The following is a 15,974-nucleotide window of genomic DNA, read 5'->3' as shown; positions in this document are numbered from 1 at the left end:
GTTGGGTGAGGGTCTTTCTTCCTTTAACCCGGCTGACGAACAAGCAAGATTCTCACCCCACCCTCTCCCAGAGGGAGAGGGAGTCCGACAGAGCTTGAGGATCACCATGTTCAATCTCGACGACGCCCAGCGCTTCATGCAGGCCGAGGGCATCGATGCCTGGCTGCTGGTCGATTATCGCGGCAGCAATCCGCTGCTCTGGCACATCCTCGGCGTCGTCCGAAACCCCACCCGCCGCGCCTTCCTGATCGTGCCGCGATCCGGGCAGCCGGTGCTGCTGATCCATACCGTCGACCAGTTCTTCTTCCACGACGTCACCATCGACAAGCGGATCTTCCGCGGCTGGGTCGAGATGCGGGCGATGCTGCGCGACCTGCTCGGGCCGGCCAAGACGCTCGCGCTCGAATATTCGGAAGAAGGCGGCGTGCCGACCGTCGCCTGGGCCGATGCCGGCATGGTCGAGCTGCTGCTGAGCTGGGACTACCGGATCGTCACCTCGGCCGATCTCTTCCAGGTATCGGCCGCCGCCTGGGACGATTTTGCGATCGAGTCCCACAAGCGCGCCTGCGTTGTCGTCGCCGGCATCAAGGATGCCGCCTTCGACCGCGCGAAATCAGCCATCCGGGTTAACAAGCCGCTAACAGAATATGAGCTGCAGCAGTTCATTTTTTCCGAGTTTGACCGCCTCGGCCTGGAGACCGAAGGTCAGCCCGTGGTGCAGGTCAATGGTCATTCCGGGATCGTCTCCTACGAGCCGAAGCCGGAAGGATCGGCGACGATTGGCGCCGGCGACTGGCTGCTGATCGATTTCTGGGCGCGCTATCCCGGCGAGCGCAACGTCTATTCCGACATCGCCTGGGGCGCCTATGCCGGCGCGGTCATCCCGGAAAAGCTCCAGGCCGTCTTCGACATCGTCCGCCACGCGCGCGACGCCGCGCTGCAAGCGATTGAAACCGCTTGGGAAAACGGCGAGACGCTGGAAGGCTGGCAGGTCGACGATGTGGCGCGCGGCATCATCGCGGCTGCCGGCTACGGCGACAATTTCCACCACCGCACCGGCCACAGCATGGGGCCGGGCAAGCGGCTGCACGGCCTCGGCGTCAATCTCGACAACCTCGAAACCCACGACACCCGCCGCATCCTGGCGCGCACCGGCTTTTCCATCGAGCCGGCGATCTATTTGCCGGAATTCGGCGTCCGGCTGGAGATCAACGTCTTCCTCGATCCGATCGCCGGGCCCACGGTGACGACACCGACCCAGACGGAAATCGTCAGGCTTGTCTGAGGTTTAGGCGTTGCGGCGAAGCAGGCTCGCATAGATCTCGTCGTCGCCGCAAAGGCCGGCGAGGCGGCCCAACTGGTCGACGAAAACGATCGGATGGTCGGATTGCCGCTTCAGCGCGATCGCCGCATTGAGCTTCAGATCGACCGGCGCGACGATGATATCGCAGGGCGTGTCGAAGCTCGCCGCATCGCCCTCGACGACGCCGAGCTTGCCCTCGCAGCCATTCACTTCCACCCCGACCGGCCGGTCGGCGGCGTCGACGCGGATGCGCACCAGGCCTTCGCGGTCCAGCAGGACGGCGCCCTCGGCGCGGCGCAGCGCCCGGGCCGGCGTCATCACCGAACGGCCGCGCAACACGTTCAACGGGTTGGTATGCTTGACGAATTCGGCGACATAGGCATTGGCGGGGCGGAGCAGGATTTCCTCCGCCGTGCCCGCCTGGACGATCCGGCCGCCCTCCAGGATGGCGATCTTGTTGCCGAGCTTCATCGCCTCGTCGAGGTCGTGGCTGACGAACAGGATGGTCTTCTGGATCCGGCTCTGCAGGCTGAGCAACTCGTCCTGCATCTTGTCGCGGATCAGCGGGTCCAGCGCCGAGAATGGCTCGTCCATCAAGAGGATGTCGGCGTCGGTCGCAAAGGCGCGCGCCAGCCCGACCCGCTGCTGCATGCCGCCGGAAAGCTCATGCGCGTGCTTGTCAGCCCATTGCGTCAGCCCGACCATGGCGAGCTTCTCGTCGACGATGCGCTTGCGCTCGTCCTTCGCAATGCCGCGGATTTCCAGGCCGAATCCCACATTTTCCCGCACCGAGCGCCAGGGCAGCAGGCCGAATTGCTGGAACACCATCGATACGGTTCGCATGCGGATCTCGCGCAGCATGGCCTCGCCACAGGCCGCCACGTCGACGGGCTTGCCGTCGTGCGAGACCGAGACGCTGCCGCGCGCCACCGTGTTGAGTCCGTTTACCGCGCGGAGCACCGTGGATTTGCCAGAGCCGGAGAGTCCCATCAGCACGCAGATCTCGCCGCGCTCGACCGTCAGGTTGACGCCGGCGGCGCCAAGCACCGAGCCGGTCTGAACCAGGATCTCGTCGCGTGTCGCGCGCTTGTCGATCAGCGCCAGCGCTTCCTTCTGGCGGTCGCCGAAGACGATGTCGACATCGCGGAATTCGATCGCCGCCATCTCAGCGCTTCCCCGATTTGGGCTCGGGGCGCTTGCAGACGCGGTCGAGCACGATGGCGAGCAGCACGATGGCAGCGCCCGCCTCGAAGCCCATGCCGATATTAACGGAATTGAGCGCGCGCACCACCGGCTTGCCCAGCCCGTCGGCGCCGACAAGGGCGGCGATCACCACCATGGAGAGCGACAGCATGATGCACTGGGTGACGCCGGCCATGATCGTCGGCATCGCATAGGGCAGCTCGACCTTGTAGAGCAGCTGCCGCCTCGTCGCGCCAAAGGCCTTGCCGGCCTCCTGCAACTGGCTCGGGACCGAGGAAATGCCGAGATGGGTCAGGCGGATCGGCGCGGGAATGGCGAAGATCACGGTCGAGATCAGGCCGGGCACGGCGCCGAGCCCGAACAGCACCAGGGTCGGGATCAGGTAGACGAAGGTCGGGATCGTCTGCATCAGATCGAGGATCGGCCGGATGCCGGCATAGAGCCAGGGCCGGTGCGCGGCGGCGATGCCGATCGGTACGCCGACGACGACGCAGACGACGGTGGCCCAGATCACCAGCGACAGCGTCTCGAGCGTCGCCTGCCAGTAGCCGAGATTGATCACCAGCAGGAAGGCGATGACCGTAAAGGCCGTCAGGCGGATCGAGCGATGCAGCGCATAGGCGATCGCGCCGAAGATGGCGATGAGCAGAAGCGGCGGCGTCAGGATCAGCAGGTCGGTCAAGCCGTCGATCAGCGAACCGAGGACGAGCGAAATGAAGTCGAAAAGCCACTGCGCATGCAGATTGAGGAAGTCGACGAAGGTCTTGATCCAGGAGCCCAGCGGGATCTTGTGCTCGGTCAGCCAGCTATACATGGGAAGGGTCTCCGGCGGCCGTTAAAGACCGTCCGGGCGGTTACAGCTCCGCCCGGTCTTGCAGCGCGGTCGATGTCGACGCCAGCAAGCCGGCGTCGACAGGGACGGGATTTCGATCAGAGGCCGAGGCTCTTCTTCACGGCCGGCAGGCCGGGCTGGCCGTCGACCGTGTTGACGCCGGCAAGCCAGCCATCGAGCGCGGCCGGATTGGCCTTCAGCCAGGCTGTGGCGGCCGCATCCGGGTCCAGTCCGCCATCCAGGATGCTGGACATGACCTGGCCTTCAATCGGCAGGGTGAACTTCATGTTCTTGATCAGCGCGCCGACATTCGGGCACTCTTCGAGGAAGCCCTTGCGCACGCTGGTCGAAACCGTGGCACCGCCGAAATTCGGCCCGAAGACGTCATCGCCGCCATCTAGATATTCCATCTTGAACTTCTCGTTCATCGGATGGGGCGCCCAGCCGAGGAAGACGATCGGCTCTTCGCGGCGGCCGGCGCGATCGACCTGCGAGAGCATGCCCTGTTCGCTCGATTCCACCAGTTCGAAGGAGCCGAGATCGAACTTGTTGGCCTTGATCATGTCGAGGATCAGGCGATTGCCATCATTGCCGGGCTCGATGCCATAGATCTTGCCGCCGAGCTTGTCCTTGAACTTGGCGATGTCGGCAAAGGTCTTCAGGCCCTCGTTGAAGAGGTAGGTCGGCACGGCGAGCGTATATTTGGCGCCTTCGAGATTGACGCCGACCACTTCGACCGAGCCGTCATCCTGATAGGGCTTCAGATCGGCGGCCATGGAGGGCAACCAGTTGCCGAGGAAGACGTCGATATCCTTGTTCTTCAGCGAGGCGTAGGTGACCGGCACCGACAGCACCTGCAGCTTCGGCGTGTAGCCGAGCCCGGTGAGGATGCGCGAGGTCAGGCCCGTCGTCGCCGAGATGTCGGTCCAGCCGACATCGGAGAAACGCACGGTCTTGCAGGAAGCGGGCTCGGCCGCATAAGCGGTGCCGGCGAGCGCAACGACGCAGGCCGCGGCCGCCAAGGTCTTCGACAGTATCGAATTGAGCATTCAGATTCTCCCAACGGGCGGCCATGCGGAAACGGCCGCTGCTCCCCACCAAGCATAGCGCAGCATGGGACGCGATGAAGCGTCCTATACATTGGATCTGGTGATAGTCCCCGTGGCGATGTGTCCACCGCTCTTCGTTATCTGTCCAATCAACATCAAACGGAGCGCCGTGTCACGCGCATTGTTTGCTCGTTCAATGCTCAAAAGAGCCGTTTTTCTAAGCGCCTGAGTCATTCCTTGTCATTTGTGACGCTGGGGAAGTGCGCCGGCGCATCACGCGGCGCGTAATTATTGATTGCTTGTTCAATCAAGATGCCTGACCATTGATTGGCTTGATGGCGGAAGGGGAATGACATGCGTGAGGCCGGTTCCGTCCGGGTCGAAGCCGAGGACGTCCGGAGACGGCAGCTGATCGAGGCGACGATCGAATCGCTCGCCGATGTCGGTTTCGCCGCCTGTACGCTGATGGATATCGCCCGCCGCGCCGGCGTCTCGCCCGGGCTGGTGGCGCATTATTTCGGCGACAAGGAAGGACTGCTGGAGGCGACGCTCCGCCATCTCGCCGGTCGGCTCGCCCGGCTGGTGTCGATCCGGCTGGCGCAGGCGCGCACGCCGCGCGAGCGGATCCAGGCCGTCATCGACGCCAATCTTGCGCCCGAGGAATTCGACCGCCGCACCGCCAGCGTTTGGCTCGCCTTCTGGGGCCAGGTGATCCATTCGGCCCGCTTCAAGCGCGTGCAGAACGTCTACCAGCGCCGCATGCTTTCCAATCTGCGCCATGGCCTGAAGCAGATCGTGCCGGCGCGCGAGGCGCAGTCGATCGCGATCGCCATCGCGGCCGTCATCGACGGGCTCTGGCTGCGCGAGACCCTGGTGGCCGAAGGCGAGCCGCATGGCGCCGGGGCGCGCGCGATCGCCACCGCCTTCGTCGATGCGCAACTGGCAGCCGTCCGGCCGCGCGCCGCGATCGCCGATCCGCCGACGAGCCGGGGTGGCCGCGACCATGCCATCCGCAATCACATCGGCGGCCGTGCCCATCCGGCCGTCGAGGCGCGCAGCTTCGCCACGATCAATCCCGCGACCGGCGAGACTCTCGCCGAAATCGAGATCTCCGGCCCTGCCGAGATCGAGGCGGCGGTGGAAAGCGCCAGGCGCGGCCAGAAGACCTGGGCGGCGATGACCGGCAGCCAGCGCGGGCAGATCCTGAAGCGCGTCGCCAGCCTCCTGCGCGAGCGCAACGACGAACTGGCGCGGCTGGAGACGCTCGATACCGGCAAGCCAATCCAGGAAACCTCTGTGGTCGACGTGCTGTCCGGTGCGGATTGCATCGACTATTTCGCCGGTCTGGCAGGGGCCATCACCGGCGAACATGTCGATCTCGGACCGGAAGCGTTCGGCTATACGCGCCGCGAACCGCTCGGCATCGTCGCGGGCATCGGCGCCTGGAACTATCCCCTGCAGATCGCCTGCTGGAAGGCGGCCCCGGCGCTCGCCGCCGGCAATGCGATGATCTTCAAGCCGGCCGAGCTCACGCCGCTGACGGCGGTGAAGCTGGCGGAGATCATGACCGAGGCCGGCGTGCCGGACGGCGTCTTCAATGTCGTGCAGGGCTTCGCCGAGACGGGACGGCTGCTGACGCGCCATCCCGATATCGCCAAGATCTCGCTGACCGGCGAGGTCGGCACCGGCAAGAAGGTGATGGCAGACGCGGCCGAGACGCTGAAGCAGGTGACGCTGGAACTGGGCGGCAAGTCGCCCTTGCTGATCTTTAACGACGCCAATCTCGACGATGCCGTCTCCGGTGCGCTGCTTGCCAATTTCTATTCGGCCGGCGAGGTCTGTTCGAACGGCACCCGCGTCTTCGTGCAGGAGAGCGTGCGCGAGGCGTTTCTGGAAAAGCTCGTCACCCGCACCAACCGGATGATTGTCGGCGACCCGCTCGATCCGCGAACCCAGGTCGGCGCGCTGATCTCGGAAGCGCATATGCAGAAGGTGCTCGGCTATATCGAGCGCGGCAAGGCCGAGGGCGCCAGGCTTCTGACCGGCGGTTATCGTGTTGTCGATGGCGCGCTTTCGAAGGGCGCCTTCGTCGCGCCGACGATCTTCGATGGCTGCGCCGACGACATGGCGATCGTGCGCGAGGAGATATTTGGGCCGGTCATGGCGGTGCTGTCGTTTCGTGACGAGGACGAGGCGATCGCGCGGGCCAACGACACGCCCTTCGGCCTGGCGGCCGGCGTCTTCACCCGCGACCTGGCGCGCGGGCACCGGGTCATCGCGCGGCTGCACGCCGGCACCTGCTGGATCAATCACTACAACGTCACGCCGATCGAGCTTCCCTTCGGCGGCTTCAAGCAATCCGGCCTCGGCCGCGAAAACTCCAAGGCTGCGCTCGAGCATTACACCCAGCTGAAGAGCGTCTACGTCAATCTGGGTTCTATCGACTCGCCTTACTGATCCCGAGCCATTCCGTGTTTCATGGAAATACGGATGGCTCCAGCTCTTTGTTTGATCGCGTCTTCTTCACGCGAACCGGTGGCCACTTCGCGAAAACGCTTCAGGAGGATGCCGTGCCGAACGGGAACGCCGAAAGCTTCGACTATATTGTCGTCGGCTCGGGTTCCGCCGGTTCGGTGCTGGCCAACCGGCTGACCGAGGATGGCCGCCATACCGTCCTCGTGCTCGAATATGGCGGCTCCGATCGCTCGGTCCTGATCCAGATGCCGGCGGCGCTGTCGATCCCGATGAACATGGCGCGCTATAGCTGGCGCTATGAAACGGAGCCCGAGCCTCATCTGGACGGGCGCCGGCTGCATTGCCCGCGCGGCAAGGTGCTGGGCGGTTCGTCGTCGATCAACGGCCTCGTCTATGTGCGCGGCAATCCGCTCGATTTCGAACGCTGGGAGGAGGAGGGCGCCTCCGGCTGGGCCTATCGCGACGTGCTGCCCTATTTCCGCCGGGCCGAGGCGCGGCAGGAGGGCGGCGACGACTGGCGCGGCCAGGATGGGCCACTCGCCACCCGCTACGGCTCGCTGGAGAACCCGCTCTACAGGACCTTCATCCAGGCGGCGGCCGAGGCCGGCTATCCCACCACCGACGACATCAACGGCGCGCAGCAGGAGGGCTTTGGCCGGATGGACATGACGGTGAAGGATGGGGTGCGCTGGTCGACCGCGAACGCCTATCTGAAGCCGGCCATGACCCGTCCCAATCTCGAAGTCCGCACCCATGCGCTGGTGACGGCGATCCTGTTCGAGGGGCGTCGCGCCGTCGGCATCCGCTATGAGCAGGGCGGCGTTTCCCACGAAATCCGCGCCCGGCGCGAGGTGATTCTCTCCGGCGGGCCGATCAACTCGCCACAGCTTCTGAAGCTCTCCGGCGTGGGGCCGGCCACGGAGTTGCAGGCGCTGGACATTCCGGTGGTCGCGGACCGGCCGGGGGTCGGCGAGAATCTGCAGGACCATCTGGAGTTCTATTTCCAGATGGCCTGCACCCAGCCGATCACGCTCTATGCCTGGTCCGGGCTGGTCGGGAAGGGCATGGTCGGGGCGCAATGGCTAACGACCGGCACCGGGCTCGGCGCCAGCAATCACTTTGAAAGCTGCGGTTTCATCCGCTCACGCCCGGGCATCCGCTATCCCGACATCCAGTATCATTTCCTGCCGATGGCCGTGACCTATGACGGCACGGGGCTTGCCTCCGAGCATGGCTTCCAGGCGCATGTCGGGCCGATGCGCTCGAAAAGCCGGGGCCATGTCCGGCTCGCCGCGCGGGACCCGCATGTCCATCCCAGCATCCGCTTCAACTATATGAGCCATGACGACGACTGGACCGAGATGCGCGCCTGCGTGCGGCTGACGCGCGAGATCTTCGCCCAGCCCGCCTTCGCGCCCTATCGCGGACGCGAGATCCAGCCGGGCGCGGATATCGTGAGCGACGAGCAGATCGACGCGTTCATCCGCGCCAAGGTCGAAAGCGCCTATCACCCGTCCTGCAGCTGCAAGATGGGGGCGGTCGACGACCGAATGGCCGTGGTCGATCCGGAAACGCGTGTGATCGGCGTTGAGGGGCTGCGCGTCGTCGACAGCTCGATCATGCCGTCGGTGACGACCGGCAATCTCAACGCGCCGACCATCATGATCGGCGAGAAGGCGGCCGACCATATTCTCGGCCGGCCGATGCTGGTTGCCGCCCATGCGCGCTACCACGTCGCCCAGAACTGGCAGACGGCGCAAAGGTGAGGCGTGTTAGAACTCGATCAGCCGGTGGCTGCGCAGATAGGCGAGGATCGCCAGCGCCTTTTCGGTGGGCGTGCCCTCGGTGACGAGGGTGCCGCCCTTGCTCTCGCTAGTGATGGCCGCCGCCATGCGGGCATGGCCGGATTTCTTCTCCGTCGCCTGGAGCACGACCGGTTTCCTGGCCGGTTCGGTGCGCCATGCCGTCGATGCGGCCTCGGTTGAGGCGGGTGCCGGTAAGGTTACGGACTGGCCCGAGACGCGGCGCAGATGGCTGTAGCGCGGCGTGAGCGGCGCCATCGGATGCACGGCGATGATCGCCGGAAGGCGGACTGTTATGCGCCGCCGCTGGCCCTTGGGCAAGAATTGCGTGATCTCGGCCTGGCCCTCCGCCACGGCGAGATCCAGCGCCTGCGCCACAATCGGCAGGCCGAGGCGTTTGGCGAGCGCATAGGGCAGCATGCCGCTCGCCTCGCCGCCTTCCGTCCGGCTACCGGTGAGGATCAGGTGGAAGCCCTGCAAGCGCGCGGCGAGCGGGGGCACGATGTCCGGCCCGCCCGGCATCGGAAGGATCTCGAGCGGCGCGGCGCTATAGGCGAGGTAATCGGCCAGCGCCGGCTCGTTAGGGTCGCCGGCATGGAGGATCGTGAGCTCACCGCCGGCCTTGCGCGCCAGTTCCAACGCCAGCAGATCGTTGCGGTCCGGCCGCGCCGCGCCGCTCACCGGATTGCGGCCGATCGAGACGAGGACGGCGATGCGGAGCTGCCAGCTATCCATCGGCCCGCGCCTCGTCGGCGGCATCGCCCGGCCAGTTGCGCCTGGCGGTCTCGCTCACAAGCGCCTGCATGACCGCCTGCGCATCCGCGACAATGGTCAGATCGGCGCGGCGGGCAATCGGGGCGCTGGCGTCGCTGTTGATGGCGATGACATGCCGACAGGCGCGGATCCCTTGCAGATGCTGAACGGCGCCGGAAATGCCGATTGCCATGTAGACGCTGGCCTGCACCGTCTTGCCGGTCGCGCCAACCTGCTTGTCCTTGGGGAAGCGGCCATCGTCGACGGCGACGCGGCTGGCGCCAATCGCGGCGCCGAACAGGTCTGCCACCGCTTCGACCGTCGGGACGTCGCGAACGCCATTGCCGGCCGCGACGATGAAATCGGCCTCTTCGAGCGGCAGCGCCGCCCCCGCGACCGGCTTGAGCCCGAGATCGCGATAGAGGCCCGGCGCCACGGCATGGGCGGCGTAGTCGAGCCGCTTACCGGCGCCGCGGAAGGGCAAGGCAGCATCAATCGCGCCGGGATCGAGCAGGATGAACCGCGGCAGGCCGCGCCGGGCCAGCACGGTGCCGCCTTGCCGGTTGCAGGCAACCGAGTCCGTCTTCAGTTCGACGACATGGGTTGCAATCTCGGCGTCCAGCGCCGCCGCGGCGCGTCGGCCGAGATCGCCGGTGCCCGTCGGGCTGTCCGGCATCAGGACATGGCGCGGCTGGAAGCGATCAATGACGTCGGACAGTACCGACACCTCCAGATCCGGCAGAAAGGCGCCATTGCCGCATTCCGGCACGGCGAGGATCCGGTCCGCGCCAAAGGGCCCCAGATCCTCCGCCAGATCGCCCAGAACCAGCACCAGCACGGGGGTGGCGGGATCGGCCAGGATCGCAGCGGCGGCGATCGCCTCGCGGGCCGGCGCATCGAGGGCGCCGCGGTCGCTATGCGCCACGACCAGCAGGTTTGCCGTGGCCTCGCCGACGAGGCGTAGCGGCTTGGATGAGGCCATCGCCACGGGCGACAGCGCGATTTCGCCGGCGTCGCCTTCCTCGCCCAGGACGATCCGGCGGATGCCCTCGGGCGTGATGCGAAAGGGGCGTCGCGGGTTGATGCGCCGGGTGCCGCTCATCTCAGGCCTCCAACGACGCGGCGACAAGTTCGGCGATATCGAGGATTTCCGGCCGCTCGCCGACGACGCCTTCCAGCATCGCCGTGCAATTGGGACAGGCGACGGCGATGATGCCGGCACCCGTTTCGCGCGCATCGTCGACGCGGATATCGGGTATCCGCCTCTTGCCGGGTATATCCGTCAGCGGCGCACCGCCGCCGCCGCCACAGCAGCGGCCGCGCAGGCCGGATCGCTCCATCTCGCGCACCGCCACGCCCATGCCGGCGAGCAGGGCGCGCGGCGCGTCGATCTCGCCATTATAGCGGCCGAGATAGCAGGGGTCGTGATAGGTGATCGGCCGAGGATCCTCTCGAGCGCCGAGTGTCAGCGCGCCGCTGCGCGTCAGTTCTGCCAGCAGGGTCGTGTGATGCAGCACGGCGTAGCGCCCGCCCAGCGCGGGATATTCGTTGCGAAGGCTGTTCAGCACATGCGGGTCGGCCGTGACGATCCGCTTGAAATCGAGGCTGTCGAGCGTCGCGATGTTGCCCTTCGCCAGGGTTTGGAACGTGGCCTCGTCGCCGAGCCGGCGGGCGGTGTCGCCCGTGTCGCGTTCCAGCGTGCCGAGAAGGGCGAAGTCGACCTTGGCCGCCTTCAGCGATCGGACCAGCGCGCGCAGCGTGCGCTGATAGCGCATGTCGAAGACGCCTTCGCCGGCGACGAGAAGAATGTCGATTGCCTCGCCGGGCTGCGCCTGTCGCACATCGAGATCGACCGCCCAGTGGGTCCGCGCCGCATGGGGAAAGCCGCCGACCGTGCCGGTCTCGCGCAGATGGGCGAGGGTTTCCGGACCCTTGCCGGGGATGTCGCCATGCGCCAGCGTTTCGAAACGGCGCAGATCGACGATCGCGTCGACATGCTCGATCAGCATCGGGCACTCCTGCACGCAGGCGCGGCAGGTCGTGCAGGACCAGAGCGTTTCCGGCGCCACCAACGTTGGCAGGATGGCCGCGTTCGGCGCGCCAAAATGCTTGCCGATCGATAGCCCTGGCGACGGGCTGCCGGCATAGGCGGCGTCGCTGCCGCCCGTCATGCCAACGACGAGATCCTGGATCAGCTTCTTCGGGTTGAGCGGCTGGCCGGCGGCGAAGGCAGGGCAGGCGGCCTCGCACTTGCCGCACTGGACGCAGGCGTCGAAGGAAAGCAACTGGTTCCAGCGGAAATCGGCCGGCTTCTCGACGCCGAATTCGCCCCCCTGGAGGTCCAGAAGCTTGAGGCCCGTGGAGGGATGGGTGAAGCGCTCGGGGCGGGGGTGGAGGCCCAGATGCAGCAGTCCGGCAACGGCATGCTTCATCGGCCCGCCAGAGCCGATACCGAGCGCCAGTTCGGCCGTGCCGGCGAGAAGCAAAAGCAGGATGAGCGCCGCGAAGCCTGCGACCAGGCCGGAAACGGGCAGGCTCATGCCGGTGATGACGCCGACCAGGACAAGCCCGAGCGCGAAGGCGGCGAGACTGTAGGGCAGGCGACTCCAGGCGCCCCGGGATAGCCGCGCCGGTGGATTACGGCGACGGAGCCAGACGAAGACGCTGCCCGAAAGCATGATGAGGGCAGCGATCGCGATCAGCCAATCGAGCCAGGGCGAATAGAGCAGCAGGCCGTAATTGATGCCGACCACCACCAGAGCGGCGATGGCGCCGCCCGCGACGGCCATGTGGGTTCGGGCGATGTAGGGATCGCGCGCCACGATATGATGGAGGTCGACGAAATAGCGCTTCGGGATGGCGAGCAGGCCGAGCCAGTTCACGCGGGCTTTACGGCCTTTCCGCCAGAGCCTGGCCCGCCGCCACAGGCCGACGATGAGGACCAGCACGGCAAGCCAGAACAGGATCGTGACCGCGCCGGCGAGCGGAAACACCGTCAAAAGTCCTTGCAGAGGCGCAGCGCATCATAGATCGCGCCGTGGATGTTGTGCTGGGAGATGCAGTCCCCGACCCGGAAGAGCAGATAGCGGTCGCCGGACAGGTCTTCGGCAAGGGCGGGCTGCGGCTCCGCCGCGAAGAGCCGGGCGACATCGACCTGGCCGCGGTTGAGCGAGCCTTCCTTCAACTCCCAATAGAGTCCCTCATTCGGCAGGATGCCATTCTCGATGACGACCTGATCGACGGCGCGCTCCTCCAGCGCCTCGGTATATTCGTTGCGCAAGACGGCGATCTTCTTGTCGCCCTCCGCATAGACGCGGTCGAGCCAGTGGTTCGGCGTCATCACGACGTCCATCGCATAGAGGCGGCGATAGAAGATCGGAAAGGTCGTGCCGCCGACATCGTCGGCGATCTTCACGTCCGGCGTCACGATCTCGACCATGCTGCCGCGTGTCGCCAGATAGTCGGCGACGCCCGCGCCGGCATGGGTGCTGACGGCGTCGTAGACGAGGACGTTCCTGGCCGGCTCGACGCGGCCGGAGAGAATGTCCCATGAGCTGACCGCCAATCCGTCCGCCACGCCCCAGCCCGCGACATCGCCGCTATGGCTCGTCCCGCCCGTGGCAAGCACGACAATGTCCGGCTGCTCTCCCAGGATCATCGCGGCGGTCGCCTCCGTGCCCATGCGCCGGTCGACGCCGAGGCGTTTCGTCTCCATGTCGAACCAGCGGACGATGCCGGCCATCTGTTCTCGCTGCGGCGCCTTGGCGGCGAGATTGATCTGGCCGCCGACCGCCGCGTTCCGTTCGAAAAGCACGACCTCATGCCCGCGAGCCTTGGCGACGCGGGCGGCCTCCAGCCCGCCCGGCCCGCCGCCGACCACCACCACCTTGCGGATCGGGCCGGTAGAGCGGGCGACGACATGCGGCATGGTCGCTTCGCGCGAGGTGGCGGCGTTCTGGACGCAGAGCACGTCGTGGCCATTATACTGCCGGTCGATGCAGTAGTTCGCGCCGACGCATTGCTTGATCTCGTCCTCGCGGCCGTTGCGGATCTTCTCGACCATATGCGGATCGGCGATCTGGGCCCGCGTCATGCCGACCAGATCGACCATGCCGCTGGCGAGGATTCGCTCGGCCTGTCCGGCGTCGCGGATGCTCTGCGCATGCATGACCGGAATCGTAACCACGGATTTGATGCCGGCGGCGAGATGCACGAAGGGTTCCGGCGGCAGCGCCATGGGCGGCATGCAGTTCGCCAGCGTGTTGTGCGTATCCGCGCCGGAGCCGATGACGCTCAGATAATCGATCAGCTTCGTCTCGCTCATCGCCTGCGCGATCTGCTTCAGCGTCTCGTGGTCGAGCCCGTCCTCGTGGAACTCGTCGCCGCACATGCGCAGGCCCACGCAAAAGTCCGCACCCACCGCTTCGCGAACCGCCGTCAGCACCTCGATGCCGAAGCGCATCCGGTTTTCGAGGCTGCCGCCGAATTCGTCGCTGCGACGGTTGGTGCGCGGGCTCCAGAACTGGTCGATCAGGTGCTGGTGCGCCGCCGAGATCTCGATGCCGTCGAGGCCGGCGGCCTGGACGCGCTTCGCAGCTTTGGCGAAATCGCCGACGATGCGGCGGATTTCCTCGATTTCGATGATCTTGGCATTGCCGCGATGCACCGGTTCGCGGATGCCGGACGGCGTCATCAGATGCGGCCAGTGCTCGCCATGATAGGAGGAGCGGCGCCCCATATGGGTCGCCTGGATCATGATCTTCGCGCCATGCCGGTGCATGGTTTCGGCGAGCCGGACGAGCGGATCGATGACGGCGTCGGTGGAGAGATTGACCGATTTCCACCAGCCCTGCGGGCTGTCGATCGAGACCGGGCTGGAGCCGCCGCAGATCGCCAGGCCGAGGCCACCCCTGGCTTTTTCCTCGTAGTAGCGGATGTAGCGATCCCCCGGCAGGCCGCCCGGCTCGGCATAGACCTCGGCATGCGCCGTCGAGACGACGCGGTTGCGGATCGTGACCTGGTTGAGCGTGATCGGCGAGAGCAGATGCGGGTAGCGCATCAGGCGGCCATCGGCGTGACGCGGAAGGTGCAATGCGCATGGCCTTCGGCGGCGCACTGCGTTTCGCGGCTGACCGTCCGGTAGTCGCGGCCCTCGCTTTGCCCGACCCAGTCCATCGCGCCGGCGAACCAGCCTTCGAACATGTAGCAAAGCCGGCCCGTGACGCCCGGCTGCTGAAGCACGAAAGACGAGTGCCAGAGTGCGATCTCGGCGTCGCCGGCGTCGGCATTGGCGGACAGGAAGGCGAACTGGCCCCAGCCGCGCTGCGACAGACGCTTCAGATAGTGCTCGAACACGGCGAGACCCTTGAGGCCGTGGGTCTTCGCCTCCTTGTCGCACCAGAAGAACGCGGATTTGTAGCCGGCCGGATACAGGATCTCGGCATAGCGCTCGCGGCCGAGCGCGGCTTCCACGGCGAGGTGGTTGTTGGTGAAGAAGTGGCGCGGCACATAGAGCATCGGCAGGCCGTCCGTGCTCCAGACGCCTGTTTCCTCGTCGACCTCGATCGGCAGGAGCGGCTGCATCATGCGCCCCAGACGGTTCGGAAGGTCCGCAGCCAGTTGCCGCCGATGATCTTCTCGATCCGGGAAGCGCTCCAGCCGGCCTTTTCCATGGCCATCGTCAGGTTCGGCCATTCGCCGATGGTGCGGATGCCTTCCGGGTTCAGCACGGTGCCGAAATCGGTCAGGCGGCGGTGGCGGCCCTTGTCGTGGGTGATCCAGTCGAAGAAGGCGCGGTCATAGCCTTGCGTGAAATCCGTGCCGACGCCGACATTGTCCTCGCCAACGATGTTGGCGACGTAGTCGATCGCCTCGACATAATCGTCGACCGTCGCCTCGGTGCCGCGCTTCAGGAAGGGCGGGAACATGGTGACGCCGACGAAGCCGCCATGATCGGCGATGAATTTCAGCTGCTCGTCGCTCTTGTTGCGCGGATGCGCCTTCAGCCCCGAGGGCAGGCAGTGCGAATAGGTGACGGGCTTTTTCGATTCGAGGATCGTCTCTTCCGACGTCTTGGCGCCGACATGCGAGAGGTCGATCAGTATGCCCACGCGGTTCATCTCGGCGACGACTTCGCGGCCATAGCCGGAGAGGCCGCCATCGCGCTCGTAGCAGCCCGTGCCGATCAAATTCTGCGTGTTGTAGCAAAGCTGTACGACGCGCACGCCCTGGTCGGCGAAGGCCTCGACATAGCCGAGATTGTCCTCGAAGGCGGCGGCGTTCTGGAAGCCGAGGATGATGCCGGTCTTGCCGTCCGCCTTCGCCCTCACGATGTCCTCGGCCGAACGGATCAGCGTCAGGATATCGGCATTGTCGCGGATCTCCCGCTTCATGGTGGCGATGTTGTCGACGGTCGCCTGGAATCCTTCCCAGACCGATACGGTGCAATTCGCGGCCGAAATCCCGCCTTTCCGCATTTCCTCGAAGACGGAGCGGTCCCATTTCGAGATGATCAGCCCGTCGATGACCAGGCTCTTGTCGTGCAGCGCGCTCATGGA

The 15,974-nt window shown here is 66.0% G+C and carries 12 protein-coding genes and 1 pseudogene; 4 read left to right on the top strand and 9 right to left on the bottom strand.

Annotated elements, in window-relative coordinates; genetic code table 11:
* Positions 1-106: 106 nt before the first annotated feature.
* Positions 107-1,285, top strand: a complete 1,179-nt coding sequence (locus ABIE08_RS10795; protein ID WP_354550893.1) for a M24 family metallopeptidase — start codon at positions 107-109, stop codon at positions 1,283-1,285.
* A gap of 3 nt (positions 1,286-1,288) precedes the next feature.
* Here ABIE08_RS10795 and choV read toward each other — a convergent pair whose 3' ends face one another.
* The 3 genes from choV to ABIE08_RS10780 form a co-directional block, all read right to left on the bottom strand.
* Positions 1,289-2,467, bottom strand: coding sequence for a choline ABC transporter ATP-binding protein (gene choV, locus ABIE08_RS10790; RefSeq protein WP_354550892.1), 1,179 nt, complete (start codon positions 2,465-2,467; stop codon positions 1,289-1,291).
* Between the two features lies 1 nt (position 2,468).
* Entirely contained in the window at positions 2,469-3,320 is an 852-nt protein-coding gene (gene choW / locus ABIE08_RS10785) for a choline ABC transporter permease subunit (protein ID WP_354550890.1), read from the bottom strand.
* 116 nt (positions 3,321-3,436) lie between these two features.
* Positions 3,437-4,387: a choline ABC transporter substrate-binding protein gene (locus ABIE08_RS10780; RefSeq protein ID WP_354550889.1), complete on the bottom strand. Its 951-nt coding sequence runs from the start codon at positions 4,385-4,387 to the stop codon at positions 3,437-3,439.
* A 354-nt stretch (positions 4,388-4,741) separates the two neighbouring features.
* On the opposite strand from ABIE08_RS10780, the pseudogene betI reads away from it, so the two are divergent.
* From betI to betA, 3 genes and pseudogenes are all read left to right on the top strand, one after another.
* Positions 4,742-5,323, top strand: a pseudogene (betI, locus tag ABIE08_RS10775) (choline-binding transcriptional repressor BetI); the annotation flags it as partial.
* A 72-nt stretch (positions 5,324-5,395) separates the two neighbouring features.
* Entirely contained in the window at positions 5,396-6,844 is a 1,449-nt protein-coding gene (gene betB / locus ABIE08_RS10770) for a betaine-aldehyde dehydrogenase (protein ID WP_436409545.1), read from the top strand.
* A 113-nt stretch (positions 6,845-6,957) separates the two neighbouring features.
* On the top strand, positions 6,958-8,628 hold the full coding sequence (betA, locus tag ABIE08_RS10765) for a choline dehydrogenase (protein WP_354550888.1): 1,671 nt from the start codon (positions 6,958-6,960) through the stop codon (positions 8,626-8,628).
* A gap of 6 nt (positions 8,629-8,634) precedes the next feature.
* Here the strand turns inward: betA and ABIE08_RS10760 are convergent, their stop codons facing one another.
* The 6 genes from ABIE08_RS10760 to ABIE08_RS10735 are packed head-to-tail and all read right to left on the bottom strand — an operon-like array spanning position 8,635 to position 15,971.
* Complete coding sequence (locus ABIE08_RS10760) at positions 8,635-9,399, bottom strand: electron transfer flavoprotein subunit beta (protein ID WP_354550886.1); 765 nt, start codon at positions 9,397-9,399, stop codon at positions 8,635-8,637.
* Positions 9,392-10,519 carry an electron transfer flavoprotein subunit alpha/FixB family protein gene (locus tag ABIE08_RS10755; protein ID WP_354550885.1) on the bottom strand — a complete coding sequence of 376 codons (1,128 nt, stop codon included), beginning with the start codon at positions 10,517-10,519 and terminating at the stop codon, positions 9,392-9,394. Before ABIE08_RS10755 ends, ABIE08_RS10760 begins: the two co-directional genes overlap by 8 nt.
* A 1-nt stretch (position 10,520) precedes the next feature.
* The gene (locus ABIE08_RS10750) at positions 10,521-12,416 is read right to left on the bottom strand and encodes a (Fe-S)-binding protein (RefSeq protein ID WP_436409519.1); all 1,896 of its coding nucleotides are present in this window, start codon (positions 12,414-12,416) and stop codon (positions 10,521-10,523) included.
* Positions 12,413-14,476 carry an NADH:flavin oxidoreductase gene (locus ABIE08_RS10745; RefSeq protein WP_354551660.1) on the bottom strand — a complete coding sequence of 688 codons (2,064 nt, stop codon included), beginning with the start codon at positions 14,474-14,476 and terminating at the stop codon, positions 12,413-12,415. The genes ABIE08_RS10750 and ABIE08_RS10745 overlap by 4 nt, the downstream gene beginning before the upstream one ends.
* Positions 14,476-15,000: a DUF5943 domain-containing protein gene (locus ABIE08_RS10740; protein WP_354550882.1), complete on the bottom strand. Its 525-nt coding sequence runs from the start codon at positions 14,998-15,000 to the stop codon at positions 14,476-14,478. The genes ABIE08_RS10745 and ABIE08_RS10740 overlap by 1 nt, the downstream gene beginning before the upstream one ends.
* Positions 15,000-15,971 (bottom strand): dipeptidase, encoded by a 972-nt coding sequence (locus ABIE08_RS10735; protein ID WP_354550881.1) that lies wholly within the window; start codon positions 15,969-15,971, stop codon positions 15,000-15,002. Before ABIE08_RS10735 ends, ABIE08_RS10740 begins: the two co-directional genes overlap by 1 nt.
* Positions 15,972-15,974: the final 3 nt, after the last annotated feature.

The sequence above is a fragment of the Kaistia defluvii genome, from assembly GCF_040548815.1.
GTDB classification, from domain to species: Bacteria; Pseudomonadota; Alphaproteobacteria; order Rhizobiales; family Kaistiaceae; genus Kaistia; species Kaistia defluvii_A.
Note: the sequence above shows the minus strand (reverse complement) of the source record. Positions and strands in the feature narration are given on the sequence as shown.

What these genes read in the sequence shown, in the direction of transcription:
- ABIE08_RS10795 (WP_354550893.1), top strand. Translation starts at nt 107, where the DNA reads ATGTTCAATCTCGACGACGCCCAGCGCTTCATGCAGGCCGAGGGCATC.
- choV (WP_354550892.1), bottom strand. Translation starts at nt 2,467, where the DNA reads ATGGCGGCGATCGAATTCCGCGATGTCGACATCGTCTTCGGCGACCGC.
- choW (WP_354550890.1), bottom strand. Translation starts at nt 3,320, where the DNA reads ATGTATAGCTGGCTGACCGAGCACAAGATCCCGCTGGGCTCCTGGATC.
- ABIE08_RS10780 (WP_354550889.1), bottom strand. Translation starts at nt 4,387, where the DNA reads ATGCTCAATTCGATACTGTCGAAGACCTTGGCGGCCGCGGCCTGCGTC.
- ABIE08_RS10760 (WP_354550886.1), bottom strand. Translation starts at nt 9,399, where the DNA reads ATGGATAGCTGGCAGCTCCGCATCGCCGTCCTCGTCTCGATCGGCCGC.
- ABIE08_RS10755 (WP_354550885.1), bottom strand. Translation starts at nt 10,519, where the DNA reads ATGAGCGGCACCCGGCGCATCAACCCGCGACGCCCCTTTCGCATCACG.
- ABIE08_RS10745 (WP_354551660.1), bottom strand. Translation starts at nt 14,476, where the DNA reads ATGCGCTACCCGCATCTGCTCTCGCCGATCACGCTCAACCAGGTCACG.
- ABIE08_RS10740 (WP_354550882.1), bottom strand. Translation starts at nt 15,000, where the DNA reads ATGCAGCCGCTCCTGCCGATCGAGGTCGACGAGGAAACAGGCGTCTGG.
- ABIE08_RS10735 (WP_354550881.1), bottom strand. Translation starts at nt 15,971, where the DNA reads ATGAGCGCGCTGCACGACAAGAGCCTGGTCATCGACGGGCTGATCATC.